The sequence below is a fragment of the Sphaerisporangium sp. NPDC005289 genome (assembly GCF_040607455.1).
GTDB classification, from domain to species: Bacteria; Actinomycetota; Actinomycetes; order Streptosporangiales; family Streptosporangiaceae; genus Sphaerisporangium; species Sphaerisporangium rhizosphaerae.
Map to the genome: position 1 here is coordinate 1 of NZ_JBEXGS010000012.1, position 26,333 is coordinate 26,333.

Genomic DNA, 26,333 nt, shown 5'->3' on the forward strand with positions numbered 1-26,333 from the left:
ACCCGGTTACATTCCGAACCCGGAAGTTAAGCTTTCCAGCGCCGATGGTACTGCACCGGGGACGGTGTGGGAGAGTAGGACACCGCCGGACAAAATTTGATAGATAGATATATGTGTTATGCCAGGTAGGCCATCCACGGTGTGGATGGCCTACCTGTGTTTACGGACCTTTAGTATTGCCCTGGCTGGAGGCGGTGGAGCGGTGGCTCCGCTCCGGACAGTTCGCGGGCACCCGGGATCCGCGCGAAGAAGCCGCTCACCAGAACCGGAGATTCCACGGCCGTCACGCCGGCGCATTCGGCGCGATCTTGCGCGCCAGTCAGTGTCCGGGGTCGGCGAGTGCGACTTCGTACTGCCGCTCGATCACCTGTTTCATCTCCTCCGCGCCGCGTTGGACGCGGATCCTGATCTCGGTGGCGAGCGCGTGCGGCAACACGTCTGTGATCCAGACGACCCGGCCCGCCCGGTCACCCTCGGAGTGAACCTCGAAACAGGCGTGGTGGTGCTCGATCGGTGGCCGAGCGCCCTCGACGACGGAGTAGGCCAGGCGGCGGGCGTCGTCGTCGATCGCGATGATCAACTCGTGGATCACATGTCCGTCGGGGAAGGTCAGGAACCTGTGGTCGCCCTCGATGCGGGTGTCGGCGACACGGCCGGGCAGCAGGCGTTGGTGAACGGCGCCCACATCGCGCAGCACGTCCCAGATGTACTCAGGGGACGTGTCGATCACGAACTCGTGGCGGATGGATGCCATGGCGCGGGGACCCCTTTCATTCCGGACTCCTCTACAGCGGGCGAATCGTGTTCGAGCGGGAAAGCTCCTGGTCATGTGCCAGTCCGTCTGCGGCAGGACCTGTTCGCCGTTGACGGGGATCGGGCCCAGTGATGATCGCACAAGGTCGTCGTGAGTGTGGATCGGCCTGCTGACGTCAGAGCCGCCGGAAAGGTCGTTTCAGTGATGGAGAGCCCGTGGTGTTCGGGCGAATGGATGGTTGGGGGGTGGGGGCTTGCTAGGCTGGACAGGGCCGGGCCACCCCACCACGGGTGGCCTTCGTCGCGTAAGGCGCCAAAGGGCGGGCAGCGACAGAGTGAACGGGCCTTGAGTCCCGCGGCCGGATGACCCGTCCCCTCCGCGCCATGGTCGGCGCTGCGGGTGAACGCCGATCACGGCGGACGCGGTGAGCGAGCAACGAAGGACAGAAGTGAACAGAGATAACGGACGTGAGGACTCGGGCCGTCCCGAAGATGGCGGGAACCGCTCGGGCGAGGGGTCCGGAGCATTCCGCGGTGACCGTTCCGACAGCGCGAGGGAGGGGCGACCGGCCGACGGCTACCGCGCGGGAGCGCGCGGAGAGAGGCGCTCCGGCGATGGTCCGCGCTACGGCGAGCGCCGCGAAGGCGGCCCCGGCGGCCCCGGCGGCTCGTACGGGTCTCGCGACCGTGATTCTCGTGGAGGACGCCCCTTCCAGCGCGACGACCGCGGCGGTCGGCCGTTCAACCGAGAGGGCCGGAGCGGGGCCGGCGAAGGCCGGTCCTTCGGCCGTGACGACAGGGCAGGGGGCTCTGGTCGCTCCTACGAGCGCGGTGATCGCCCTGATCGCCCCGACCGTCCGGGCCGTAGCTTCGACCGTGGCGACCGTCCGAGTGGTCCGTCGGATCGCGGTGACCGGCCCGGGGGCTCGTTCGATCGCGGTGACCGTCCGGGTGGCTCCTCCGATCGTGGAGATCGGCCGGGGCGGCCCTACGAGCGTTCTGAGCGGGGGGGCTACCAAGATCGCGCCACGTTCGGCCGTGGCGACCGTGGCGACCGTCCTGGACGCCCCTCTGAGCGTGGTGAGCGCGGCGGCTACCAGGGCCGTCCCTCCGACCGAGGGGACCGGCCGGAGCGTCCCGCCCGTTCCTTCGAGCGCGGGGATCGTCGTGACGACCGCAGTGGCGGATCCGGCGCCGGTGAGCGTTCGTACAGTCGTGGCGATCGGGACGGCGCCCCCCGTAGCGGCCAGGGATTCCAGGGGCCGCGCGGTGACCGCCCGTACGGCGGCCGGTCCGAGTCGCGCTACGGAGATCGGCGCGAGCAAGGCGCCGGCGGCGCCGGCGGCTCCTCCGGCTGGCGCGACCGTGATGACCGTGGAGGCCGTCCTTCCGGCCCTGGGCGGGGCGACCGCGAGAACCGCCCGTTCCAGCGGGACGATCGCACAGGTTCGGGCTCTCGTCCCTTCAACCGTGAGGGACGCGAAGGCCATCAAGGACGAGACGACCGCGGTGGCGCGGGTTCCCGTCCGTACAACCGGGATGACCGCGGTGACCGGCAGGGCCGGCCCTCCTTCAGGGACGATCGTGGTGGCCCTGGAGGCCGTCCGTTCGACCGCGACGACCGTGGCGGTCGCTCGTTCGACCGTGGTGACCGTGGTGACCGTGGTGACCGTGGCCCGCGTTCCTTCCAGCGGGATGACCGCGGCGACCGTGGTCCGCGCTCCTTCGACCGCGACGACCGCGGCGGTCGCTCGTTCGACCGTGGCGACCGTGGTGGCCGTCCGTTCGAGCGGGATGACCGTGGCGGGCGACCTCCGGGCGCCGGCGACCGGGGCGGAAGGCCGCCGTTCCAGCGGGACGACCGCCGTGGTCCGGGAGCACGCCCGTTCGGCGGAGAAGGCCGTCCGGGCCGTGACGACCGCGGTGACCGCGGTGGGTTCGCGGCGCGCGGGTCCCGTCCCGGAGATCGCGACGACCGTCCGCAGGGCGGTGGCGACCGCCGGTTCGGTGGCGGCGACCGGCCGTACGGGCGTGACACCCGAGGCGAGGGCGGCGATCGTCCCTTCCGCCGCGACGACCGAGCCGGCTCAGGGCCGCGCCCGTTCAGCCGTGAAGGACGGGACGACCGCGGTCCCCGCGAGGGGCGCACGTCCGCTGACGACCGGGGCCGGGAGTACGGCGACCGCGGTCGGTACGGCTCCAGGGATGACCGGGGCGACGCCGGTCAGGGTGAGCGCGGTGGCTCCCGTGGCCGCTACGGCCGGGAGGGTGGCCGCCCGTTCGCGCGCGACACCGAACACGGCCCCCGCGACGGGCAGGGGCGCCGGGAGGAGCATGTCGCCATTCCGGAGCTGGCGGCGGACATCACTCCCGAGGAGCTGGAGAAGGACGTCCGCGACGAGCTCCGCTCCCTCCCCAACGACCTCGCCGCCATGATCGCTTCTCATCTGGTGGCCGCGGAGCGCGCGCTGGGGGACGACGACGCCGAGCTCGCGTACGAGCACGCGAAGGTCGCCCGCCGGTTCGCCGCGCGCATCGGAGTGGTGCGGGAGGCGGTGGGCCTGGCCGCCTACCGTGCCGGACACTACGCCGAGGCGCTCAGTGATCTGCGCGCCGCGCGCAGGATGACCGGTTCGGACGAGTTCCTGCCGATCATGGCTGACTGTGAGCGCGGGCTGGGGCGTCCGGAACGGGCGCTGGACCTGGTCCGTTCGCCCGAGGCCGAGCGCCTCGACCGTGCGGGGCGCATCGAGCTGGCGATCGTGGAGTCGGGCGCCCGCCGCGACCTCGGTCAGCACGACGCGGCCGTCATCACTCTGCAGCGGGTGCCGGAACTGCGCAACCAGGAGCCGCATCCCTGGTCCGCCCGCCTGGCCTTCGCCTACGCCGACGCCCTGGCGGAAGCCGGGCACGAGAGTGCGGCGACCGACTGGTTCGAGCGGGCCATGATGTTCGACGAGGACGGAGAGACCGACGCGGCCGAGCGGTACGCGGTCCTCACCGGAGCCGTCATCGAGGACATCGAGGAGGACGAGGAGGACGGCGAGTTCGACGTGGACGGCGACGCGCTCGTCGAGGATGGCGAGGACGCCGACCCGGCCGAGCCGGGCGCCGAGCGCGATGACGAGACCGCCACCGAGTCGGATGACCCGGATGACTCGGGCGGCGAGTCCGGGGAACAGGCCGGTGCTGGTGTCCAGGTCGGATCCGAGGTGAGTGCTGCCGAGGATCCCGACGCCGGTGAGGAAGCCCCTGCGGCTGTGGCGTCCGCCGACAGCTCGGCCGACAGTTCGGCCGAGAAGCCGGCGCCGTCGCCGGAGTCCACTGTCGTCACGTCCGTCGCCGCACCGTCCGCGACCTCCTCGGTGGCCTCACCGTCCGAAGTGACCGACAAGCCGGGTAAGTCCGACGAATCGGCGGGGACCGAGACGGCCGAGACGCCGGCCAAGGCGTCGGGGACGGCGACCGAGGCGTCGAGGACGGGGGCCGAGGACGTGCAGGCCGCCGAGGCCCAGGTACCGGACGGTCCCGCGCCGGAGACTCCGCGCATGGAGATCGGCATGGGGCCGGCCTTCATCGAACCCGACTTCGGTGTTTCGGCGAGACCGGTTCCGGGGGATGTTCTGGAGGACGACGATGACGACGACGCCGATGTCCAGCCGCGCAGGCCGGACCGGCGTGATGCCTGACAGGCGCGGAGGCTGACGAAGGGTGGTGGGCGCCGACAGACTCGAGGCATGCGGCGCCCGCCACTCATCGTTCCCTCGCCAGATCGATCTAAGCCTGCTCGGCGCGAGACATCGCCACCGTGCCCCGGCTCGCCCGGCGCACGACACCAGAGCGGCCTTCAGCCCGAGGAGGGCTCGGCGCGGTCGAGCCAGTGCAGGATGCCGGCCACGTTGAACGGGACTCCGCTGATCATCTCCATCTGCCGCACCGTCTCGGCGTCCTCCGGCGCGGGGGCGGCGTAGCGCTGACGGGTCTTCTCGCCCACCATCGCCACCGCGTGGTCGAGGTCCATGCCCTGGGCGTGGGCCTGGCGGGTCAGATCGACCCAGACGCGCAGCTCCTCGGCCGATCGGTCCAAGATCTCGGAGACGTCGGAGACGGGTCCGTAGTGGCTGAACAGCAGCCGCTGCGGGCCCAGGTCCTTGAACAGCGACACCGAGTTCAGTGCCGTCCGCAGATCGAAGTCCGGGGGAGGCGTGGCGGGCCGCACGTCGCCGGTCTGCGGCAGGTACACCCCCGCGGCGTCGCCGACGTAGAGGTCGCCGGCCGCCGAGTCCAGCAGTCCGACGTGGTGCTTGGCGTGCCCAGGGGAGTAGTGGCTGGACAGCGTACGGCCACCGCCGAGGTCGATGGAGTCGCTGTCGTCCAGGGCCCGGATGCGAGATGCCTCGGTGGGCGACAGGGTTCCGAAGAGCGTGTCGAGCTGGTCACCCCAGACCTTTTTCGCGCTGGCCATCAGGACGGTCGGATCGGCGAGGTGACGTGCGCCCTTCTGGTGCACGACGACCTCGGCCGAGGGGTAGAACCCGGCGATGTCGCCGACGCCTCCGGCGTGGTCGAGGTGGATGTGGGTGACGACCACCGTGGCGAGATCGTCCGGTCCGACCCCCAGGGAGGTGAGCGCGTCGCGGACGACGGGAGCGGAGGTCGAGGTGCCGGTCTCGACCAGGCAGGGCCGGTCGCCGAGGATCAGATAGCCCGCGGTGATCCCCGAGAATCCCGCCATGCGCGTGTCGATCTCGTAGACATCTCCGCCCAGTGGCGTGACGTTGTCCACAGCTGCTCCTTCGTTCCCGGGGCGCGCGCCGTGCCCGCGACCCCTATGTTCGTACCACCTGGGCGATCCCACGGGTGACCCGCGGTCACGTTTCTCCGCTCGCCTCAGGCTCCCGCGATGTTTTCCACAGAACGACGTTCGAACCCCGTGTGGTCCGGCCTGGTGGCGAAGGATGACCCTGCCATGGACAGGACGCGGCAGGAAAGGGGTTCCCATGCACCGCAACGAGGTGACGCTGGTCGGCCGGCTGTCCAAGCCGGCGAGGCGCAGAGAGCTGCCCAGCGGAGATGTGATGACCATGTGGGGGCTCGCGGTGCGCAGGCCCGCCGAGCATCCGAGCGGCAAGAAGGCCGACGGCATCGCGTGCGTCACCTTTGATCCCGAGGTGGGCGCCAGGGTGGCCGGGTGGCGGGTCGACGACGTCGTCACGGTCGAGGGAGCGCTGCACCAGCGCTACCGGGGCGGCGCCGGCGGCGGAGCCAGCACCTACGAGGTCGAGGTGCGCGAGGCGCGCCGCCTACAGGCCCGAGATCCCGGACGAAGGGACACGGCCGCCCCGTCCCCCACGGCCTCAGCCCAAGACCACGCGGACGGTCCCACCACCGCCGCCGAGCACCGACCACCGGTCCGGCATTCGGCCGGCGACGGGATGAGCCCTCGACAGGACGGACCGAGCGACGCCCCATCCGTTGGAGGCGAAGCGAACGGCCATGGAGCGGAGTCAGTTGGTGGAGAAGGTGCGCAGGACGAGGCCGGTGCGGGGCTTGGGGCCGAATGAGGTGGACTTGCGGGGCACGCGCTCGCCTCCGGCGGCGATGGCCAGCACGTTCTCGACCGTCAGGGGCGGGACGATCACCGCCGTACCCGACTCGCGGCCGGCCATCCGGACGGCCAGGTAGGGGTCATGGTGGACGATGCGCACGGTCTGCTCGTCGTCCTGCAACCCCCAGACCTTGGGCAAGAGGAACTCCGAGAGGATCGACGTGACCAGAGACTTCCAGGCGTCCGACCGGGCCGCCGGCATCGCATGCTCCAACTGCACGGCGTCGGGGTCGGTCAGCAGGTGGCTGTGCCCCTCGCCGCCCAGGACGAAGGCGGGGCCCGTCGCCGTGGCCAGGGCCTCCAGCGCCTCCTCCAGCCGGACGAACTCGTGCACCCGCCAGGCTCCCTTGGCCCGTGCCGCGGCCTCCTCCAGGGGCAGCCCGGGGATGACCCGGTGGATGGCCTTGAGGTCGGGCGGGTAGGCCCGGGAGTCCACCAGCATGGCCAGGCCGAAGTCCCAGGCGCCCGCGCCGCGTCCCTGTGAGTGGTAGTCCCGTTGCAGGGCGAGGTAGGTGGCGTACCGGTGGTGGCCGTCGGCGATGAGGGCCTGGCACCCGTAGAGGGCGTCCGCCACGGTCCGCAGTTCCGCCGGATCGGTGAGGGCCCACAACCGGTGCGAGATGCCGTCGTCGGTGCGGATGTCCAGGAGCGGAGTCCGCGTCGAGGCCACCTCGTCGACCAGCTCCGAGGCGGCGGCGCCGTCGCCGTCGTACAGCAGGAAGATGGGCTCCAGGTTGCTCTCGGTGGTCTTCATGAGCGCCAGGCGATCGGCCACCGTCGCCGGCATGACATTCTCGTGCGGCAGCACGATGCCCTTCTCCGGTTCAGAGAGGGCGAGGTCACCGATCAGGCCGCGGAGCAGCACGTCAGGCCCGCTCTGCTCGTAGACGTAAAGGGAAGGGAGATCGTCGACGACGAGTACGCCCGAGTCGAGCCACACGGTGAGGGTCTCCCGAGCCTCGGCGTAACGGTGCTGGTCGGCCCCGGGAAGGATCAGCCGTACCACGTTGTTGGGGTGAGCGTCGAGGAGATGGCGGACGTCTTCGCGCGAGACGAGGTCGTACGGTGGAGAGGTGACGGCAGCCAGATCGTCCACTGCGAAACGCACACCCCGGAACGGGCGCAATACCAGTCCGTCAGGCGACGGCAGTTCAGAGATGGCCATACCGGGCATGGTGCCATAAGGCCCGCGTCGCTCAGAGACAGCCCCGACGTCGTAGCGCTGCCCGGCTCGTCAGGAAGCCGGGATGACATGTCCTCTGAAGGAGGCCTCTGAAGATGGTGCAGGGACGAAGCGGGCCGGAGCCCTCCGACTACCAGCCGAACGCTCCTGTGGATCATGTCTATGACCCGAACGCTCCTGCCGGTGACGTCTATGAATGGTTTCAGCGCGGGGTCAAGCTGCTGAAGGACGGCAGCCCGGCCGCCGCGGCGGCGATCCTGGCGCGGGCCGCCGATGCCGAACCCGATTCGCGCAGCATCCGGGAGGCTCTGGCAAGGGCGCAGTTCAACTCGCGCCGGTACGAGGACGCCGCCGACAGCTTTCGCTGGATCGTCTCCGCCAACCCCACCGAGGACTACGCCTACTTCGGCCTGGGCATGGCCCTGTGGCGCACCGGCGACATGAAGGCCGCCCAGGAGCACCTGGCCATGGCCGTGGCGATGCGCCCGGACCTTCGCGACTACGTCTCCGCCCTGAAGCAGGTCCGCGCCACCTTGCGAGCCCGCCAAGCCTGACTGGAGGTGGGTCGGCCTGGCCTGAGGAGGGCTGGTCTGATCTGGGGCGTTGGGGGAGTGCGGGGTGAGGGTGGTGGCCGGGTCATGGGAGTGTCCGGGCATCGGAAATAGTGGGGCCATGGCAACCACGCTGATCGACCTCTACGACACCTTGCTGCTCGATCTCGACGGAGTCGTCTACCTCGGCCGCCAGCCGGTGAAAGGCGCGCCCGAGGCGCTGACCCGGGCCGGTGACACCGGAGTGCGGCTCGCCTACGTGACCAACAACGCTTCCCGCACACCGGCGGCGATCGCCGAGCACCTGGTGTCCATCGGGGTACCGGCCACGCCGGACGACGTCGTGACCTCCGCCCAGGCGGCCGCTCGCATGATCGCCGAACGGGTGCCGAAGGGATCGGCCGTGCTCGTGGTCGGCGGCATGGGCCTGCGCTCCGCCGTGCGCGGGCAGGGGTTGCGCCCGGTGACGACCGCCGCGGACGCGCCTGTGGCCGTGGTTCAAGGCATTTCGCCTGATCTGTCCTACGCCCTGCTGAGTGAGGGAGCGCTCGCCGTACGTCAGGGAGCCTGGTTCGTCGCGGCCAACGGTGACACGACCATGCCGACGAACCGGGGGGTCCTGCCCGGCAACGGTGCGATGACCCGCGTCATCGCGACCGCGACCGGGGTCGAGCCCGTGTCGGCGGGCAAACCGGAACCGCCGCTGCACCGGGAGTCCATGCTGCGCACGGGCGCCGAGAAGCCGCTCATCGTAGGAGACCGGCTGGACACCGACATCGAGGCGGCGACCCGGGCGGGCGTCGACAGCCTGCTCGTGCTGAGCGGGGTCACCGGCCCGCTGGACCTGCTCGTCGCGCCGCCCGAGCACCGTCCGACGCACATCGGCACGGACGTCTCCGCCGTCCACCTGCCGCCGGCGCCGGTCACCGGCGAGGGCGACGAGTGGGTCCGGGAGGGCTGGGTGGCGCGATGGGAGTCCGGCGAGCTGCGACTGAAGGGCGAGGGCGACCCCTTGGACGGGCTCCGCGCCGCCTGTGCCGCCTCCTGGGCGCACGCGGGCGACGGCCGGGCCGACAAGGCCGCCCTCACCCATGTCATGGCGGCCCTGTCCCCCTGACGCCCGTCCCTCGGGCGCCTCGGTGGTGGTGGCGCTCAGATGGTCCTGTCCGCGGTGGTCATGGTGGTTCCGCACCTCTGACGGACCTGTCCGCCGGTGTCGTGGTGCGTTTCGGCGCCCTGATCGTCTGTGTGCGGGGACAGGTGGTGCTGGAGCCGTGAGGGAGGGCGGATGGTCGCGGGGGTCGCCGGCCGGGAAAGTCAGAGGAGTTTGCGGAGCCGTAGGAGGTCTCCCAGGCTGGCGTCGATCTTGACCCGGCCGCCCAGAAGTGCCCGTGCCATGTCGAGCTCGCCGTTCACCATGGAGAGCAGATCGTCGCTGGAGATGCGGATGCGCACATCGGCGGGCCGCCCTGTCGAGGGAGGGGCGTCGGTGAAGGGCTCGAGGCCGTCATGGTGGATCCGCCCGTAGAAGGTCACGTCGAGATCGGTGATCCGGCAGCTCAGGCTTCTGTCCACCACATGCTTGGTACGGGTCTCTGGATCAAGCTCGGCGAACTGCTCGGCGAGTTTGTCCAGCGCCGCCCTGCACTCGTCGACGGTCGCCATGCGTGGTACCCCTTCTCATCCCCGAAGCCCCTCTGACTTACGGAAGGTAGCGTTTCACTTGAGTACTACGCCAAATCCGGCGCGCGAGCGCGGCCTGGGCAGAGAAGAGCATCACATGGATGGCCGCTTCCGATACGGTCAGGGTCTACGGCCGTCGCGTAGGCGGCGGTGACCCGGCGAGCGATCATTCCATCATGTCCCTGATCGGCCCCGCGACCAACGAACACACCGCGAGTCGGCGGCACAGGGGCGAAACGGACACGCCGCACGGCGAGCAAGCACGAGACGTGGAGACGACGCATGACGGAGAGCGGCGAGGCCCGCGTGGCCGCCGCCCTGGCCAGGCTGGGCGGCCTGGGCGAGGTTCCCGTCCGGGAGCACGTCCCGGTGTTCGAGGAGGTTCTGGGGGGCCTGGAGGCCACCCTCGCCTCCGTGGACGACGCCACCCCGATCCAGGGGGACGGCGTCTCCTGATGGCCGGGCGGATTCTCATGCCCAGGTGGGCGGCCGCGGCCGCCTCAGTCCCCGCGCCGGGACGATCGGCCCCTGCGCCGGCACGGTCAGCTCCCGCGCCGGGACGATCGGCCCCTGCGCAGGCCGGGCGGGCCTTCTCGGGCCGCACCACTCGCGCGATGGCAGGACGGGCTACGTCGGCCGGGGGGTGGGTTCGGTGAGCCGTCGGATACGGCTGGACAGCGAGCTGGTGCGCCGCGGCCTGGCCCGCTCCAGGGAGCAGGCCGCGGAGCTGATCTCCGGCGGCCGGGTCAGCGTCGGCGGCCGTACGGCGGCCAAGCCCGCGACCCAGGTGGACACGGCCTCGGCGATCGTGGTCGTCGAAGCCCCGGAGGGCCCCGACTACGTGTCGCGGGGAGCCCACAAGCTGATCGGCGCGCTGGAGGCGTTCGAGCCGCGCGGCCTGGCCGTCGAAGGGCGCCGCTGCCTGGACGCCGGAGCCTCGACCGGCGGTTTCACCGACGTGCTGCTGCGGCGCGGAGCCGCGCACGTCCTCGCGGTCGACGTCGGGTACGGCCAGCTCGCCTGGTCGCTGCGCACCGACGATCGGGTCACGGTCATGGAGCGGGTCAACGTGCGCGACCTGACCCGCGACGCGGTGGGCGAGCCTCCAACGCTCGTCGTCGGCGACCTGTCGTTCATCTCGCTGCGCCTGGTCCTGCCGGCTCTCGCCGCCTGCGCGGCCCCGGAGGCCGACTTCGTCATGCTGGTGAAGCCGCAGTTCGAGGTGGGCAAGGACCGCGTGGGGGCGGGGGGCGTCGTCCGCGACCCCGGCCTGCGCGCCGGAGCCGTCCGGGACGTCGCCGCCGCGGCGGCCACGCTGTCGCTCACGGTGCGCGGTGTGACGGCGAGCCCTCTGCCGGGCCCGTCGGGCAACGTCGAATATCTGCTCTGGCTCGGCAAGGGGCCGGGGCCCGACCCTGTCACAGACCTGGACGCCGAGATCGGTCGCGCGGTCACGGAAGGTCCCCAGTAGTGCGCGACCTACCCGCGGGAGGAGCGGCGCCAACGATGGACAGCGCGAAGCGTACGGTGCTGATCACGGCTCACACGGGGCGCGAGCCGGCGGTCGAGAGCGCGCGGCTGGTGATCCATCGGTTCCTTGCCGAGGGGTTCACGGTCCGCGTCATGGAGCCGGAGGCCGAGGAGATCGCCGCTCCCGGCGTGGACGTGGTGCCGGCGAGCCCCGCCGCCGCCGAGGACGCCGAGGTGTTCATGGTGCTCGGCGGCGACGGCACGCTGCTGCGCGCGGCCGAGCTCGCCCGTCCGGCCCGCACCCCGCTGCTGGGCATCAACCTCGGTCACGTCGGTTTCCTGGCCGAGGCCGAGATGGCCGACCTCGCCGAGGCCGTGGACCACGTCGTGACCGGCCGGTACGGCGTCGAAGAGCGGCTGACGCTCGATGTGAAGGTCCGCGCCAACGGCGAGCTGCTGGCCTCGACCTGGGCGCTCAACGAGGCGAGCGTCGAGAAGCGCGACCGCATGCTGGAGGTCGTGGCGGAGATCGACGGCAGGCCGTTGTCCCGGTGGGGATGCGACGGCGTGATCTGTGCCACTCCGACCGGTTCGACGGCGTACGCGTTCTCGGCGGGCGGGCCGGTCGTGTGGCCGGAGGTCGAGGCGCTGCTGCTGGTGCCCAACAGCGCCCACGCGCTGTTCGCCCGCCCCTTGGTGGTCTCTCCGCGCTCCAACATCGCCATCGAGATCCTTCCCGGAACGTCGGGAGGAGTCCTGTGGTGCGACGGGCGGCGCCGCTTCGACCTGCCGCCGGGCGTGCGGGTGGAGGTCCGGCGCGCCGACCTGCCGGTGCGGCTGGCGCGCCTGCACGGCCCGGACACCACCGGAGCCCCGTTCACCGACCGTCTCGTCGCCAAGTTCGACCTGCCCGTCCAGGGCTGGCGCGGCCGCGTACGCCACTGAGCCCTGGTTCCGGGAGGCGCGGGCCGGTGGGAAGTGCGGCGGGTGGCCGCGCGGCCGGGATGTCCGCCCGGCCGTCGCCCCCTGTCCGAGGGCGGGCGGCGACGGGCATCCGGGGCCCGTCGCCACAAGACGTGGAATGTGCGGTTTCTGGTCGTATCGACCGGTTAGGTGCGCTCCTTTGAGGCGCAGAGGGCACCGGTCATCGAAAACCTTGGCGATTTCCGCGTAGGATCGACCCGCACAAAAGAGGTGACCGAGCCAAGCTCCACACGCTCCGGCGAGGTGCCCGAGCGGAGGCGGCGCGGCGAAACGGCGGGAGGGACCCAGTGCGGCCACGGGTCGATGAGGTCCGGATCAAAGGGCTCGGGGTGATCGACGAGGCTGTCCTGAAGCTCTCCTCGGGCTTCACCGTCGTCACCGGCGAGACCGGCGCGGGCAAGACGATGGTCGTGACAGGGCTCGGGCTGCTGTTCGGCGGCCGGGCCGACCCCGCGCGCGTCCGCCCCGGCGCCGAGCGGGCCACGGTCGAGGGCACGCTGTTCGTCGAGCAGGGCGGCCGCGTCGCCCAGCAGGTCGAGGACACCGGCGGCGAGATCGAGGACGGCGAGCTGATCATCGCCAGGACGGTCTCCGCCGAGGGCCGCTCCCGCGCGTGGCTCGGCGGCAGGTCCGTGCCGGTGGGCACGCTCACCTACCTCGCCGAGGACCTCGTGGCCGTCCACGGCCAGATGGACCAGCAGCGGCTGCTGCAGCCCGGACGCCAGCGCGCCGCGCTCGACCGCTACGCCGGTGAGGAGCTCGTCAAGCCGCTCCGGGCCTACACCCAGGCCTACAAGCGCCACAGGGAGGTCGGCGAGACGCTCCAGGAACTCACGACCAAGGCGCGCGAGCGGGCCCAGGAGGCCGACCACCTGCGCTTCGGCCTGGAGGAGATCGAGAAGGCCGACCCCAGGGCCGGCGAAGAGGCCGAGCTCAGGCAGGAGGAAGAGCGCCTCGCGCACGCCGACGCGCTGAAGAACGCCGCCGTGACCGCCCACTCCGCCCTGCTCGGCGACCCCATGGCCGCCGTCCAGGGGCTCCAGGACGCCGTCTCCCTGCTCGGGCAGGCCCGGGCGGCGGTCGAGGCCGTCCGCGAGTACGACACGGCGCTGTCGGGCATCGGCGACCGCCTCGCCGAGGCCGGGTACCTGGTGTCGGACGTGGCCACCGAACTGGCCGCCTACTCCGAGTCCGTCGACGCCGACCCCGCCAGGCTGGCCGCCGTGCAGGAACGCCGCGCGCTGCTGAACGGCCTGATCAGGAAGTACGGTCAGGACAGCGAGGCCGTCCTGGCCTGGGCGAAGTCGGCCGCGGTCCGCGTCGGCGAGCTGGCGGGGGACGACGACCGCATCGCCGAGCTGAGCCGCGAGCACGAGGAGCTGACGGCACGGCTGACCGAGCTGGCGGCCGAGCTCACCAACATCCGCACCGCCGCCGCCGAGCGTTTCGGCGCGGCGGTCACCGCCGAGCTGACCGCGCTCGCCATGCCGCACGCCCGGGTCGTCGTGGTGATCACCCCGACGGGCTCGTTCGGTCCCGACGGCGCCGACGACGTCGAACTGCGCATGATGTCCCATCCCGGGGCTCCGGCGCTCCCGTTGAACAAGGGCGCCTCCGGCGGCGAGCTGAGCCGGGTCATGCTGGCGATCGAGGTGGTGTTCGCCGGCGCCGACCCGGTGCCGACGTTCGTGTTCGACGAGGTCGACGCCGGAGTCGGCGGCAAGGCCGCGGTGGAGATCGGCAGGCGGCTCGCCCGGCTGGCCCGCACCTCGCAGGTCATCGTGGTGACCCACCTGCCCCAGGTCGCCGCGTTCGCCGACCAGCACCTGGTCGTCGAGAAGGCCAGTGACGGCAGCGTCGTGCGCAGCGGTGTCACCGCTCTGGACCCGGAGGGCCGCGCCAGGGAACTGTCGCGCATGCTGGCCGGTCTGGAGGACTCGGCGCTGGGCCGCGCGCACGCCGAGGAACTGCTGTCCATCGCCGCGGCCGATAAGGCCACGGCGGCGACCCCGTCCGGCAGGCCCGCCCGCGGCGGCAGGAGCGCCGGCGCGTCCGGCAAGCCCGCCGCCACGGGAAAGTCAACCGGCCGCTCATGACCCTCACGGGCCGCTGGTCGTCCACGCCGGTCGTCGATCGTCGACCGAACCCGTGAGCCATGACGGCCTCCGGTCTTCGGCGCCACGCTCCAGCCGTGCGGCGGCGAGCACACGCGAGCCGTCGGTCACACGCACCGGCGGCCCCCCGCGACGGAGGCCCGCGGCGGGGACGGCCGATGAATTCGGCCGCCCATCAGGGGGTGGATCACGGCGACCGCCCGTCCTGGGCGGCCGGATGTGCGTACCCTGGGGACGGTCTTGTGCCGGCTTGTGCTCGCGCGGGAGCCGGCGGGGGTTCGCGTACGCGAAGGCGTCGGGACGCACATGAGAGACACGCGGGCTCGGAAGTGCGTGCCTCCGCAGGCGCCTCGCGGGAGGCCGGGGACGCGCGCGGCATGGTCCGAGGGCGGTGCCGAGCGTTCGTGAGGATGCCGCCGGTGCAGCGAGGATGCGTGCTGGGCGTCCTGTGAGGAAGCGTGCCGAGCGTCTGTGAGGAAGCGTGCTGAGCGTTCGTGCCCATGCGTGCGGGGCGTTGCCGCGCTTCGCGCACGGGCGTTCGTGCGGATGCGAGCCGAGCGTTCGCGAGAATGGGGGCTGGGCGTTCGCGAGGAGGGGGCTGGGCGTTCATGACGATGGGGCTGGGCGTTCGTGACGATGAGTGGAGGGCAGTGGTTGTTGGGCGGTGGGCGTCCGGTGTACCCACAGTGACAGGTCTGACACGCCGTGATGCGGGCCCATCTTGGTCGCACGCTCTGGCAGGATGGTTCGTGATGAAGGTGCCGACCTTGAAGGTTCAGGGCCTCCGCCGCAGGAAGGTCCCAGACCTTCCCGGGGTGACGGCAGTGGCGAGGATCGATCGGCGGACCAAGAGGCTGACCAAGCGCCTCAGGCCCGGGGAAATCGCGATCATCGATCATGTCGACGTCGACCGGGTGAGCGCGGAGGCTCTTGTCGCGTGCGGCGTCTCCGTCGTGCTCGACATCGCCGCCGGCATCAGCGGCCGCTATCCGAACCTCGGCCCGCAGATCCTGCTCAACGCCGGGGTGACGCTCGTGGACAACGTCACCCCAGAGGTGTTCGACCGCGTCCGTGACGGCGACCTGGTGCGCGTCCACGAGGGCGTGGTGTACCTGGAGGACGAGATCGTCGGGAAGGGCGAGATCGCCACCCCCGACAGCGTCGCCGCCGCGATGGCCGAGGCGCGGGCGGGCCTGTCGGTCCAGATCGAGGACTTCGCCATCAACACGATGGAGTACATCCGCCGCGAGCGCGACCTGCTGATCGACGGCGTCGGCGTCCCCGACATCCGCACCTCCATGGAGGGCAGGCACGTTCTGGTCGTGGTGCGCGGCTACCACTACAAGGAGGACATCGCCACCCTCCGCCACTACATCCGCGAGTACCGCCCGGTGCTCATCGGGGTGGACGGCGGCGCCGACGCCCTGCTGGAGGCCGGCTACATGCCCGACCTGATCGTCGGCGACTTCGACTCGGTGTCCGAACGCAGCCTGTGCTGCGGCGCCGAGCTCATCGTGCACGCCTACCGCGACGGCCGGGCGCCCGGCCTCGAACGGGTCCAGCAGCTCGGCCAGCAGGCCGTGGTGTTCCCCGCCACCGGCACCAGCGAGGACATCGCGATGTTGCTGGCCGACGACAAGGGCGCGAGCCTGATCGTGGCGGTCGGCACCCACGGCACGCTGGTGGAGTTCCTGGACAAGGGGCGCTCGGGCATGGCGAGCACCTTCCTCACCCGGCTCCGGGTCGGCGGCAAGCTCGTGGACGCCAAGGGCGTGAGCCGGCTGTACCGCAGCCGCATCTCGATCGGCTCGTTGCTGCTGCTGGTGGCGACGGCGATGATCACGGTAGGCGTCGTGCTGTGGTTCTCCCCGATGGGGAAGGTCTGGCTGAACGGACTTCGGGACGCCTGGAACGGTTTCATCTTCTGGTTGGTCGGGCTCTTCTCGTGATCGATTTCCGCTATCACCTCGTCTCCATCGTCGCGATCTTCCTCGCGCTCGCCATCGGCATCGTCCTGGGCAGTACGGTGCTGAACGCCCCGCTGGTGGCCTCCACCGAGGCGGTGACCGCGCAGCTGCGCGCCCGCAACATCGAGTTGCAGGCGCAGGTGAGCGGGGTGCAGAGCCGGGAGGGCGCCGACGACTCCTTCATCGCCGACCGCCTCCCGCTGCTGGTCCAGGGCGCCCTGACCGGCGAGCGCGTCGTGATCGTCGAGGCGCCCGGCGCGGACTCCAAGCTGCGCGACCCCATCGATCACGTGGTCACCGCGGCCGGGGCCGTGGTCACCGGCCGGGTCACGCTCACCGAGAAGTACCTCAACGCCGAGCACGCCGCGGTCCTGGACGAGCTGGCGACCACCGCCAAGCCCGCCGCCATGGAGTTCCCCCTCAACGCCACGCCGTACGACAAGGCGGCCGCGGTGCTGGCCGGCGCCCTGATGACCTCCGACAAGGCCCAGGCCGGCAAGGACGAGCCGGCCGCCGCCGGCGTGCTCGGCTCCTTCGAGAGCGACGGGCTGCTGTCGGTCGAAGGCGACCCCGGCAAGCGGGCGACGCTGGCGCTGGTCGTGGCCCCGGCCACCCCCTACGAGGGCGACACCGCGGACGCGCAGAACTCCGCCGTCGTCGCGCTGGCCACCGGGCTGGACGATGGCGGAGAGGGCGCGGTCGTCACCGGCGCGGTGCCCACCTCGACCGCGGCGGGCGTCATCGCGGCGCTGCGCGCCGAGAGCGACGCGGCGGCGAAGGTCTCCACCGTCGACAACCCCGATATGGCTTCTGGGCAGGCCGTGGTGGTCTACGCTCTGCGGGAGCAGGCGGCCGGCAAGGCCGGGCAGTACGGTCTCGGCTCGGACGCCACGGCCGTCGAACCGACCCCCGTGTCCTCGTCCACGCCCACTCCCACCGCGGGCGCGGGCGGCTGACGCGCCGCACGCCCAGTCCCGGCGGTCGCGCCGGGTGCTCCTGACGAAGAGGGATCTGCTGTGGCCCATCGCACCTGGCTCGGCGCCCTGGCGGGCGCGGCCCTCGGCGCCGTCGCCGCCCGCGCCGCCTACTCGGCGTTCACACGCCGCCCGCCGATCGGCGACGAGAAGACCTGGACGCGCACCAACCACCGCGGCGAGCCGCTCACTCTGCTGGAGGGGCCCGCGTTCGTGGCCGGCGCCGGCGCGGCGGTGGCGCTGGCGCCGGGCCTGCCTCCGCGGGCCCGCGCGGCGGCGGTCCTCGCCACCGTGGGCGGCGGCGCCCTCGGCGCCTACGACGACCTTCGGGGGGCGACGTCCTCCAAGGGCTTCAAGGGACACCTGACGGCCCTGGCGCGCGGTGAGGTGACCAGCGGCGCGGTGAAGATCCTCGGCATCGGCGCGGCGGGCCTGGCCGCCGCCGCCCTGCTGCCCCGCCACCCCGGCGAGGCGGGACGCGGCGCGGTGTCCGCCGCCGTGGACACCCTGCTCGACGGCGCGCTCATCGCGGGCAGCGCCAACCTGGCCAACCTGTTCGACCTGCGTCCCGGGCGGGCCATCAAGGTGGGGCTGCTCGCCGGCGGGCCGCTGCTCGCGGCCTCGCTCGTCAAGGGCGCGACCGCCGGTCGTACGAGCGCGATCGACGGCACGGGGCTCATCGCCGGTCGCGCGGGCATGGCCGCGGGCGCGGGCGTCGTCCCCGGCCGTGCGGGCGTGGCCGGGCGTGCCGGGTCGGGCGCCGCCACGGGGGCGGCGCTGGCCGCGGTGCCGATCGGGGCGGGCCTCGCCCTGCTGCCGGAGGACCTCGGCGAGCGGGCCATGCTCGGCGACGCGGGCGCCAACGCCCTCGGGGCGCTGCTCGGCGTCGCGGCCGTCGCGGGGCTGCGCCGCCCGGCCCGGCTGGTGCTGCTCGGCGCGGTCGCGGCGCTCACCGCCGCCTCCGAGAAGGTCAGCTTCACCAAGGTCATCGCCGGAAACCCGGTGCTCCACCGCCTCGACATGCTGGGCCGCCGTCCCGCATGACCGCACGGGTGGGCCGGGGCCTGGCCGCCGCGGCGGCCCTCATCGCGGCCGTCACGATCCTGGCCCGCGTGGTGGGCTTCGCCAAGCAGCTCGTCCTGGCCCGCACGGTGGACACCGGCTGCCTGGCCACGGCGTACTTCACCGCCAACCAGGTGCCCAACATCGTGTTCGAGGTCGTCGTCGGCGGCGCGCTCGCCGGGATGATCGTCCCGGTGCTCGCCGGGGCGGCCTCCCGCTCCTCGGCGCCGGTCCCCGCCGGCGCGCGCGCGGCGCCGGTAGGCGGCGGTGCGGCCGGTGAGGGCGCCGAGTCGAGCGCCGAGGAGGCCCGGGACCGGGTCGGGCGGATCACCTCGGCGCTGCTGAGCTGGGTGCTGGTGCTGCTGGTGCCGCTCGGAGCGCTCACCGCCCTGGCGGCCCGTCCGGTGATGGAGCTGTTCGCCGGGCAGGTGCGAGGCTGCGACCCCGGCGACCTGCTGGACACCGCGACCCGGATGCTCGTCGTCTTCGCCCCGCAGATCCCCCTGTACGGCCTGGCCGTGGTGCTGTACGGAGTGCTCCAGGCCCACCGGCGCTTCACCGGCCCGGCACTGGCCCCGCTGGTGTCCAGCCTGGTGGTCATCGTCGCCTACCTGCTGTTCGTGCCGCTCGCCCACGGCGTCACCGCCCCCCTGACGGCGGTGCCGCGCCCGGCCGAGCTGGCCCTGTCCGTCGGCACCACGCTCGGCGTGCTCGCGCTGGTCGTGACGGTCATCGGCCCGTCCTCGCGGCTCGGCCTGCGGCTGCGGCCGACCCTGCGCTTCCCCGAGGGCGTGGCCGCGCGGGTGCGCCGCCTGGCGGTGGCCGGGCTCAGCGCCCTGATCGCCCAGCAGGCGGCCACGGTGCTGGTGGTGTGGCTCGCCAACAGGTACCTCGGCGCCGGCGGGCTCCCCGGGTACAACTACGCCTGGGCGATCTACCAGGTCCCCTACGCCGTCCTGGCGGTGCCCATCGCCACCAGCGCGTTCCCCGCCCTTTCCGCGCGGGCCGAGGAGGGGGACGGCCACGGGTTCGCCGTTCTGTCGGCGCAGACCACGCGGGCGGTCATCCTGGTGTCCGGCATCGCCGCCGGGGCGCTGGCGGGGGTGGCGGCTCCGGTGGCGGAGGTCTTCGTCGGCGGCAAGGCCGGTGAGGTGCCCCCGGCCGAGTTGGCGCGGGCCATCGCGCTGTTCGCGCCCGGCTTGCTCGGGTACGGCCTGATCGCCCACCTGGGCCGCGTGCTGTACGCGCGGGGAAGGGGAAGGGCGGCCGCCGCGGGCACGGTGGCCGGGTGGCTGGTGGTCATGGCCGCGCAGACGGCCTTCGCCGTGGCCTTCCCCGCCGATTGGCGGCTCGGCGGCCTCGCGCTCGGCAGCGCCGTGGGCATGACGGCGGGCGGGGCGTTGCTGATGGCCGCCGTCCTGCGGAGCGGGGGCGCGGCGGCGCTGGCCGGGGTGGGGCGCGCGACGCTGGCCGCGGTGCTGGGCGGCGGAGCCGGCTTCGTGGCCGGTCTGTGGGTCGCCGCGCTGCTGCCCGCCCGCGGGCCGCTGGCCGGAGCGGCGGTGACGGTGCCGGCCGGTGCGGCGGCCCTGGTGGCGTCTTTGGCGGTGGCGCTGGTCGTGGACAGGCCTGATGTGATGGCGGCGCTGTCGCGCGTGCGTGGGGGCGGCCGGGGAGGGAACGGCGGAGATGGCTGAGACGGCGCGGCGCGTGGCCTTGGTTCTCGGGACGAGCACCGGTGGGGTGGGGCGGCACGTGCGCATGCTCGCCGGAGGGCTCGCCCGGGAGGGCCGCCAGGTCGTGGTGATCGGCCCGGCGAGCACCGACGAGGCGTTCGGCTTCTCCGTCGTCGCGGGCTTCGCGGGGGTGCCCATCTCCGACCGGCCCCGTCCGGCGGCCGACCTGCGGGCCGTGGCGCGGCTGCGGACCCTGCTGGCGGGGGCCGACGTGGTGCACGCGCACGGGCTGCGCGCCGGCGCGCTGGCGGCCCTGGCGCTGGCCGGCCGCCGTACCGCACTGGTGGTCACCTTGCACAACGCGCTGACCGCCGGGGGAGCGGTTGGCGCGATATATGGGCTTTTGGAGCGCATTGTTGCGAAAAAGGCTGATCAGGTGCTCGTGGTGGCTCCCGACCTGGGGGAGCGGATGACCACCCTCGGGGCCTGTCACGTCGCTGCCGCGGTCGTCCCGGCCCCGCCGCTGTCGCCCGCGACCAGGACGAGCGCCGAAGTCCGCGCCGAACTGAGAGCAGGACCGAGAGCAGAACCTGGTCGGTCGAACCCCGCCGAGTCCGGCGCCGAGCCGGGTCGCGCGTCCGGCGCGGCCGACGTCGGCGCCGAACCCGATCGGGCGCCGCGCGCAGCCGCGTCCGGCGCCGGGCCAGGTGAGGTGTCGGACGCGGTCGGGGTCGGTGCCGAGCCTGGGGTGTCGGACGGGGCGGAGGCCGGCGCGGTGCCGGGTCGGGTGTCGGACGCGGTCGAGGCCGGCGGCGAGCCGGGTGGGGTGTCAGGTGACCTCGTGCCGCAAGCGACGCCCGACGACGGGGCCGCAGGGGCCCGGGAAGGCGACGGGCCGATCTTGCTGACGATCGCCCGGCTGGCCCAGCAGAAGGGCCTGGAGACGCTCCTGGACGCCGCGCGCGGGCCGTACGCGGAGGGCGCCGCCCCGCTGTTCGTCGTCGCGGGGGACGGGCCGCTGCGCGGCGAGTTGCGGTCGCGCGTCGAGGCCGAAGGGCTCCCGGTCCTGCTCCTGGGCGACCGCGCCGATGTGGCCGACCTCCTCCAGGCGGCCGACGCGCTGGTGTCGCCGAGCCGCTGGGAGGGACAGCCGCTGAACGTCCAGGAGGCGCTCAGGGCCGCCAAGCCGATCGTCGCGACGGCGGTCGGCGGCGTCCCTGCGATGGTCGGCGACGCCGCGCTACTCGTCCCGCCCGGGGACGCGGCCGCCCTGCGCGAGGCGATCGCGCGGTTGATCGCCGACCCGGCGCTGGCCGCCCGCCTGTCGGCCGCCGCGGCGGCCCGCCCGCTGCCGGACGAGCAGGCCGCCCTGCGCGCCGCCGCCACCGCCTACGAGGCCGCGCGAGCGACCGCCACCGGCCACGCCTGACCGTTCCCGCAGCGGCCCTCTCGCGTCCCGGCCGCCCTTCCGGCGGCCCCAGCGCCGCCTGAGCACCCCCTCGCCAGGGGTTCTCGCGCGTCCGGGCGCTTTCTCGGGATGGTCCTTGTGCGTTCCTGTGCCCCCGGGGACGGTTCTCGCGCGTCCGGGCGCTTCCTCGCGGCGGTCCTTGTGCGTTGGCCGGCCCTTCGGCCTTCGGGTGTCCTGGTCGCGGTTTCCGGTGGTCCTCCTCGGGCCGGCCGTCCTCGTGGGGGTGTCTCGGATGGGGGTGGACCGTGCGGGAACCGGCGTTGATCAGCGGATTCGGGGGCGCGGGCGGCCGGAAGGCCGCGCCTGGTGAAACCGCTGATTAGGTACGGCTTATGCGCTCGCCTATACTCCTCGGCGAGGGGGGGAGTATCCCTTCGCGACAGCCTCGTCATCACGGAACGTCCCTTACGGCGGGCCCGGGGCTGCCGGTCCGCGCCACTGGTGCGGGCGGGAGAGACCTCCGGCACTTTGACGCGGGCCGGAGGTTTGTCTTGGACGTTTCCGTATGGGTTTGGGCGGGGCTCATTGCTGGGCTCTTGGTGGTGCTGGCCTTCGACCTGTGGATCGTCGACAGAGGTGAGCCCCGCGAGTTCTCGCTGAGGCAGGCGAGCTTCTGGGTCGGCTTCTACGTCACGCTGGCCGTCCTGTTCGGCATCGGCCTGTGGATGATCGCCGGGCCGGACCACGCGGGCGAGTACTTCGCCGGCTATCTGACCGAGTACAGCCTGAGCGTGGACAACCTGTTCATCTTCTACATCATCATGGGCCGCTTCGCCGTGCCGAGGGTGTACCAGCACAAGGTGCTCCTGGTGGGCGTGCTGATGGCGCTGGTGATGCGCGGGATCTTCATCCTGGTCGGCGCGGCGGCCCTGCAGCGCTTCGGCTGGCTGTTCTACGTGTTCGGGGCCTTCCTGCTCTACACGGCCGTGAACCTGCTGCGCGGCCACGACGAGGAGGAGTTCAAGGAGAACCTGCTGCTGCGGTGGGTGCGCCGCATCTTCCCGACCACCGACGGCTTCGTCGGCTCGAAGGTCACCGCCCGGGTGGACGGCCGCCGCATGGTGACCCCGATGCTGATCGTCATGGTGGCCATCGGCACCACCGACCTGCTGTTCGCGCTGGACTCCATCCCCGCGATCTTCGGGCTCACGCAGGACGCCTTCATCGTCTTCACCGCCAACGCGTTCGCCCTGATGGGCCTGCGTCAGCTCTATTTCCTGCTCGGTGGGCTCCTGCAGCGGTTGGTGTACATCAGCTACGGTCTGTCGTTCATTCTGGGCTTCATCGGGGTTAAGCTCATCATGGAGGCCTTGCACACCAGTGGTGTCTCCTGGGCGCCCGAAGTGCCGATCTGGGTCTCCCTTTCGGTCATCGGCGTGACGATGGTGGTCACCACCGTGGCCAGCCTCATCAAGGCCAGGCGCGACAAGCGGTCCGGTGGCGCCGCCGCCCCGGCGAAGGTGTCCCAAGGGTAGCGAATTGGTGCATGAGGCGATTTGCTTGTCTCGTATCGCTATGCAATGGCGACGGGATGGGTAACATTCGGCGACAAGTCACGAACCGGTCTCTGGCCGCAAACATCACAAAAGGTTCCCCGTGTCCAACGATTCGCCAAGCCACAGTCGCCGCCGTGTGCGGCTGGCACGTGGTGTCTCCCCCTGGCTGGCCCCCACCGCCGCCGCGGCCGTCGTCTCGGCGGGCCTGGCCCGGCGGTCCCGCCCGTGGGTGCTCGCGGCGGCTCCGCTGACGGCTCTCACCGGCGCCATGCTGTGGTTCTTCCGCGACCCCGACCGCGAGCCGGGCGCAGGGCTGGTGCTGAGCCCCGCTGACGGCGTGGTCCAGAGCATCGACCCGCAGCCGGACGGGCGCACCCGCGTGGCGATCTTCATGAGCCCGCTGGACGTCCACGTGAACCGCGCGCCGCTCGACGGCACGGTGACCTCCATCCGGCACGTGGCGGGCGGCTTCCGCCCGGCGTTCAACAAGGACAGCGACCAGAACGAGCGGGTCGTGTGGCACTTCGAGACCGAGATCGGCGACCTGGAGCTCGTGCAGATCGCCGGAGCGGTGGCGCGCCGCATCGTGCCGTACGTCGGCATGGGGGCGAAGCTCACGCGAGGGGAGCGCATCGGGCTCATCCGGTTCGGCTCCCGCGTGGACATCTACCTTCCAGAAGGGATCGCCCCTGCGGTGAGCGTGGGGGAGCGGACGACGGCAGGAGTGACTCGCATTGACCGCGGCTGACGCAGGCTGGTCCATAGAGGGCGTGGACGAGGACGAAGAACCCCGGGGACCGGTCGGCAAGGCCTTCCGGCTGTCGGCGGCCGACTCGCTGTCCATCGGCAACGCGGTCTGCGGGTTCCTCGCGGTGTGCGTGCTGGCGTGGTCGGCGATCAGTCAGTTGCAGGCCCAGAGCGAGTTCCAGTCCGACCCCCGCTACTTCGCCACCGCCGTGGTGCTGCTGCTGATCGGCGCCACGTGCGACCTGTTCGACGGGCTGGTCGCCCGCAAGTTCCGCGCCTCGGCCATGGGGGCCGAGCTGGACAACCTCGCCGACGTGATCAGTTTCGGCTTCGCCCCGGCGTTCATGGTGGTCGCCTGGGCCGGCTTCTCCCACAAGCTGCCGCTGTGGGTGGTCCTCTGCGCGGCCGTCTCGGTGCTGGTGGCCGGCGTCGTCCGGCTCGCGCGCTTCGCCTGCGTCAAGACCAAGAGCGGCGACTTCATGGGCCTGCCCATCCCGATGGGCGCCATGACGGTGGTCTCCATCGTGCTGCTGTTCCAGCCGTCGTACCTCACCCTGCTCGGCATCTTCGCCGTGGCCTGGCTCATGGTGAGCCGCATCGAGTACCCCAAGCCCAAGGGCAACCTCGCGGCGGTGGTGCTCGGCTGGGTCATGATCAACGTGGTCTGCCTCATCGTGTGGGCGGCCGACCTGTCCGGCGGTGACCTGCTCATCCAGGTCGGCGCCTGCATGCAGATCGCCCTGGTGTCGGCCATCCCGCTGCGCGTGCTCATGTTCAAGCGTGAGCAGCGCAAAGAGCGCAAGGACACCGAGTCCGCCGTCCGTTAGCCCGGCGGCGGTCCCTACGACGCGCACACGGCCCGGTCCCCTCGACACCGAGGGGATCGGGCCGTCTCGCGTCCGGCGGGCGGCCGTTTCCGATGAACGGCGGTTTCCGATGAACGACCGTTCCGGCGACGGCCGTTCCGCGCTCCGGTGGGCGGCCGTCCGGCCGTTCCGGGCGCCGTGTCTCCGGCCTACCAGCCGCGGGCGCGCCACTCGGGCAGGGAAGGGCGCTCGGCGCCGAGGGTGGTGTCCTTGCCGTGGCCGGGGTACACCCAGGTCTCGTCGGGCAGCCGGTCGAAGACGCGCTCCACCACGTCGGTGTAGAGCCGCTCGAACCGGGCCGGGTCGCGCTCGGTGTTGCCCACGCCGCCGGGGAACAGGGAGTCGCCGGTGAACAGGTGGGCGTTCTGGAACAGCAGCGCGATGGAACCGGGGGTGTGGCCGCGCAGGTGGATGACGTCCAGGGTGACCACGCCGACGGTGACCCTGTCGCCGTGCTCCACGGGCTGGGTCACCGGGACGGGCAGGTGCGGGGCGTCCAGCGGGTGGGCGACGGTCTCGGCCCCGGTCGCCTTGACGACCTCCGCCAGCGCCGACCAGTGGTCCTGGTGGCGATGCGTGGTGACGATCTTGCTGATGGGCCGGTCGCCGATCAGCTCCAGCAGCCTCGCGGGATCGGCGGCGGCGTCGATCAGCACCCCGTCGCCGGTCTCGCGGCAGCGCAGCAGGTAGGCGTTGTTCCCGAAACCGCCCACCTCCACCTTGCCGATCGTCAGGTCGGGCAGCTCGCGGACGTCCGCGGGGCCGCCGGCCGTCACATCACCGGTGTAGCTCATGGATACTCCTCAGGTGGCGTCGCCGGCAGGCCGGGAGGTGCCGTCGCCGGCCACCGCGGCGCAGCCGGAGGCTTTCCCGCCAGCCTAAGCCTCCCGGGCCCAGGTTGATCGTCGCCCTCCGCCCGGCCGGCGGGCTCGTCTCTCAGGCGCACCACCTCGCCCAGATCACGGGAAGGCAGGCGGCCGGCCACCCAGGCGAGGACGGCCCCGGGCGGCCCCTCCACCGCCGGGCCGTCACCGAGGCCGGTCCAGCGCCGCCCGCCGGCGTGGAGGGCGCCGACCGGGCTCTGCTCGCGCGGCCAGGCGGCCATGGAGTCGTGCAGTTCGCGCCACACGAAGGGCTCGGGCCAGGCCGTCCAGGTGTAGCCGGCGTCCAGGTCGACGTGGTGGATCTCCACCTCCCGGATCCTGCGCACCAGGATGTACCAGGCGGGGTGCCCGCCGCCGTTCAGGCCGCCCACGGTGGCGGCCCAGGCGGGCGCCGGCATCGAGGCGATGGCGTCGTCCAGGCGCGCCGCGCTCGCGGCGATGTCCGCGTGCTGCTCCGCGGCGGGCCTGCCGGCTCCTTCCGCTATCTCCGTCTCTCTGGCCTCGTGCGTTGGGTACTGTGGTGTGTACACACCCGTCTTGGCCCACGTCACGAGGTTGACGTGGCTGTCGGCGTTCCGCGCGATGTGGGCCAGCACGTGGCCGCGCGTCCACCCCGGAAGCAGGGAGGGAGCCGTGACGTCCGAGCCGGACAACGCGGCCGTGGTGGTGAGCAAACGGTTCGTGGCCGCGGTGAGCTCGGCCCGGAGGGCGTTCAAAACGGTCATGCGACACATCCTTCATCCGAAATCCTCCGCCCGCGCGATCTTCCGCGGGTGCCGGGCGGCCGGCGCCCGGCATGTCCCTCGCCGGAGCGCGGAAAAACTGTCGGACCCCGTCGTTACAGTGGCGG

At 72.3% G+C, this 26,333-nt stretch carries 23 protein-coding genes and 1 rRNA gene; 17 read left to right on the forward strand and 7 right to left on the reverse strand.

The features are described from left to right. Positions 1-91: ribosomal RNA gene (gene rrf, locus ABZT47_RS21445) — 5S ribosomal RNA — on the forward strand; the annotation flags it as partial. A 228-nt stretch (positions 92-319) separates the two neighbouring features. Here rrf and ABZT47_RS21450 read toward each other — a convergent pair. Both ABZT47_RS21450 and ABZT47_RS21455 read right to left on the reverse strand, forming a co-directional pair. Then, a complete protein-coding gene (locus ABZT47_RS21450; RefSeq protein ID WP_354844654.1) occupies positions 320-754 on the reverse strand; it encodes an SRPBCC family protein in 435 nt (144 codons plus the stop codon). Positions 755-2,840: 2,086 nt separating this feature from the next. After that, on the reverse strand, positions 2,841-3,089 hold the full coding sequence (locus ABZT47_RS21455) for a hypothetical protein (protein WP_354844657.1): 249 nt from the start codon (positions 3,087-3,089) through the stop codon (positions 2,841-2,843). Positions 3,090-3,185: 96 nt separating this feature from the next. On the opposite strand from ABZT47_RS21455, the gene ABZT47_RS21460 reads away from it, so the two are divergent. Further along, on the forward strand, positions 3,186-4,442 hold the full coding sequence (locus tag ABZT47_RS21460) for a hypothetical protein (protein ID WP_354844660.1): 1,257 nt from the start codon (positions 3,186-3,188) through the stop codon (positions 4,440-4,442). Positions 4,443-4,600: 158 nt separating this feature from the next. Here ABZT47_RS21460 and ABZT47_RS21465 read toward each other — a convergent pair whose 3' ends face one another. Then, a complete protein-coding gene (locus ABZT47_RS21465) occupies positions 4,601-5,539 on the reverse strand; it encodes an MBL fold metallo-hydrolase (RefSeq protein WP_354844663.1) in 939 nt (312 codons plus the stop codon). A gap of 214 nt (positions 5,540-5,753) precedes the next feature. On the opposite strand from ABZT47_RS21465, the gene ABZT47_RS21470 reads away from it, so the two are divergent. Further along, positions 5,754-6,317, forward strand: coding sequence for a single-stranded DNA-binding protein (locus ABZT47_RS21470; RefSeq protein WP_354844666.1), 564 nt, complete (start codon positions 5,754-5,756; stop codon positions 6,315-6,317). On the opposite strand, the gene ABZT47_RS21475 is transcribed toward ABZT47_RS21470, so the two are convergent. Beyond that, the gene (locus ABZT47_RS21475; protein ID WP_354844669.1) at positions 6,261-7,535 is read right to left on the reverse strand and encodes a DUF1015 domain-containing protein; all 1,275 of its coding nucleotides are present in this window, start codon (positions 7,533-7,535) and stop codon (positions 6,261-6,263) included. The genes ABZT47_RS21470 and ABZT47_RS21475 overlap by 57 nt on opposite strands. A 104-nt stretch (positions 7,536-7,639) precedes the next feature. Between ABZT47_RS21475 and ABZT47_RS21480 the strand changes: the two genes are divergently transcribed. Together ABZT47_RS21480 and ABZT47_RS21485 are read left to right on the forward strand one after the other, a co-directional pair. Beyond that, positions 7,640-8,098 (forward strand): tetratricopeptide repeat protein, encoded by a 459-nt coding sequence (locus tag ABZT47_RS21480; protein WP_354844672.1) that lies wholly within the window; start codon positions 7,640-7,642, stop codon positions 8,096-8,098. 118 nt (positions 8,099-8,216) lie between these two features. Further along, a complete protein-coding gene (locus ABZT47_RS21485; protein ID WP_354844675.1) occupies positions 8,217-9,212 on the forward strand; it encodes an HAD-IIA family hydrolase in 996 nt (331 codons plus the stop codon). Positions 9,213-9,412: 200 nt separating this feature from the next. Here ABZT47_RS21485 and ABZT47_RS21490 read toward each other — a convergent pair whose 3' ends face one another. Next, positions 9,413-9,760 carry an SCP2 sterol-binding domain-containing protein gene (locus ABZT47_RS21490; protein WP_354844678.1) on the reverse strand — a complete coding sequence of 116 codons (348 nt, stop codon included), beginning with the start codon at positions 9,758-9,760 and terminating at the stop codon, positions 9,413-9,415. Positions 9,761-10,060: 300 nt separating this feature from the next. Here ABZT47_RS21490 and ABZT47_RS21495 point away from each other — a divergent pair, with 300 nt between their 5' ends. From ABZT47_RS21495 to pssA, 12 genes are all read left to right on the forward strand, one after another. Next, positions 10,061-10,234, forward strand: a complete 174-nt coding sequence (locus tag ABZT47_RS21495) for a hypothetical protein (RefSeq protein WP_354844681.1) — start codon at positions 10,061-10,063, stop codon at positions 10,232-10,234. A gap of 196 nt (positions 10,235-10,430) precedes the next feature. Then, positions 10,431-11,249 carry a TlyA family RNA methyltransferase gene (locus tag ABZT47_RS21500; RefSeq protein WP_354844684.1) on the forward strand — a complete coding sequence of 273 codons (819 nt, stop codon included), beginning with the start codon at positions 10,431-10,433 and terminating at the stop codon, positions 11,247-11,249. 35 nt (positions 11,250-11,284) lie between these two features. Continuing rightward, complete coding sequence (locus tag ABZT47_RS21505; protein WP_354844688.1) at positions 11,285-12,193, forward strand: NAD kinase; 909 nt, start codon at positions 11,285-11,287, stop codon at positions 12,191-12,193. 326 nt (positions 12,194-12,519) lie between these two features. Further along, complete coding sequence (gene recN / locus ABZT47_RS21510; protein WP_354844691.1) at positions 12,520-14,328, forward strand: DNA repair protein RecN; 1,809 nt, start codon at positions 12,520-12,522, stop codon at positions 14,326-14,328. Between the two features lie 770 nt (positions 14,329-15,098). Then, a complete protein-coding gene (steA, locus tag ABZT47_RS21515; protein ID WP_354844694.1) occupies positions 15,099-16,295 on the forward strand; it encodes a putative cytokinetic ring protein SteA in 1,197 nt (398 codons plus the stop codon). After that, complete coding sequence (locus ABZT47_RS21520) at positions 16,292-17,269, forward strand: copper transporter (protein ID WP_354844697.1); 978 nt, start codon at positions 16,292-16,294, stop codon at positions 17,267-17,269. Before steA ends, ABZT47_RS21520 begins: the two co-directional genes overlap by 4 nt. A 60-nt stretch (positions 17,270-17,329) precedes the next feature. After that, a complete protein-coding gene (locus ABZT47_RS21525) occupies positions 17,330-18,331 on the forward strand; it encodes a hypothetical protein (protein WP_354844700.1) in 1,002 nt (333 codons plus the stop codon). Continuing rightward, a complete protein-coding gene (locus tag ABZT47_RS21530) occupies positions 18,328-20,043 on the forward strand; it encodes a lipid II flippase MurJ (RefSeq protein ID WP_354844703.1) in 1,716 nt (571 codons plus the stop codon). The genes ABZT47_RS21525 and ABZT47_RS21530 overlap by 4 nt, the downstream gene beginning before the upstream one ends. Next, on the forward strand, positions 20,036-21,451 hold the full coding sequence (locus ABZT47_RS21535) for a glycosyltransferase family 4 protein (RefSeq protein WP_354844706.1): 1,416 nt from the start codon (positions 20,036-20,038) through the stop codon (positions 21,449-21,451). Before ABZT47_RS21530 ends, ABZT47_RS21535 begins: the two co-directional genes overlap by 8 nt. A gap of 530 nt (positions 21,452-21,981) precedes the next feature. Beyond that, on the forward strand, positions 21,982-22,965 hold the full coding sequence (locus ABZT47_RS21540) for a TerC family protein (RefSeq protein WP_354844709.1): 984 nt from the start codon (positions 21,982-21,984) through the stop codon (positions 22,963-22,965). Positions 22,966-23,086: 121 nt separating this feature from the next. Further along, positions 23,087-23,734 carry a phosphatidylserine decarboxylase gene (locus ABZT47_RS21545; RefSeq protein ID WP_354844712.1) on the forward strand — a complete coding sequence of 216 codons (648 nt, stop codon included), beginning with the start codon at positions 23,087-23,089 and terminating at the stop codon, positions 23,732-23,734. Beyond that, positions 23,721-24,560 carry a CDP-diacylglycerol--serine O-phosphatidyltransferase gene (gene pssA / locus ABZT47_RS21550; RefSeq protein WP_354844715.1) on the forward strand — a complete coding sequence of 280 codons (840 nt, stop codon included), beginning with the start codon at positions 23,721-23,723 and terminating at the stop codon, positions 24,558-24,560. The genes ABZT47_RS21545 and pssA overlap by 14 nt, the downstream gene beginning before the upstream one ends. Before the next feature lie 188 nt (positions 24,561-24,748). Here the strand turns inward: pssA and ABZT47_RS21555 are convergent, their stop codons facing one another. Next, positions 24,749-25,393, reverse strand: coding sequence for an MBL fold metallo-hydrolase (locus ABZT47_RS21555; protein ID WP_354844717.1), 645 nt, complete (start codon positions 25,391-25,393; stop codon positions 24,749-24,751). After that, positions 25,390-26,208, reverse strand: coding sequence for a maleylpyruvate isomerase N-terminal domain-containing protein (locus tag ABZT47_RS21560; RefSeq protein WP_354844720.1), 819 nt, complete (start codon positions 26,206-26,208; stop codon positions 25,390-25,392). The genes ABZT47_RS21555 and ABZT47_RS21560 overlap by 4 nt, the downstream gene beginning before the upstream one ends. Positions 26,209-26,333 lie beyond the last annotated feature (125 nt).